Source organism: Alcanivorax sp. HI0083, assembly GCF_001635175.1.
This window is the reverse complement of the sequence record NZ_LWFX01000764.1, coordinates 1-359: the sequence shown is the minus strand read 5'-3', so window position 1 is coordinate 359 and position 359 is coordinate 1. Positions and strand designations below refer to the sequence as shown.

1 protein-coding gene is annotated in these 359 nt (G+C 57.7%); it reads left to right on the top strand.

Annotated features, from left to right (window positions below):
• Nucleotides 1-36: 36 nt before the first annotated feature.
• On the top strand, nt 37-359 hold a 323-nt coding region (locus A3754_RS07500), incomplete at its 3' end, for an AraC family transcriptional regulator ligand-binding domain-containing protein (RefSeq protein WP_369817587.1).

Below are 359 nucleotides of genomic sequence, written 5' to 3'. Positions count from 1 at the left end.
CCAGTAGGGGCCGTCGGGGCAATAAAGGCTGAAAACGTGCAAAGCGAATATATAGCCCTGAGCGGCTGGGTGATCCCCATATCCAAGACCATGCAGGCTCATGGTATCGACGTGCAGGCGGCGTTCGATGCCTGTGGCATCGCTGCAGCAGATCTGGAGAACCTGGAATCCAGAATGGCCGTGGCCAAGCTTTCCTCCCTGGTGGCCTACTGCAATGCCCGCTTGCCGGGGAAAGATTTCAGTGTTCAGGTGGGTAAGCATTTTCACCCCGGCATGTTTCACGCGCTGGGCTACGCCATGATGTCGTCGGCCTCTCTGGAAGATGCGTTGCTACGCATCGTGCGTTACAAGCGCGTGCT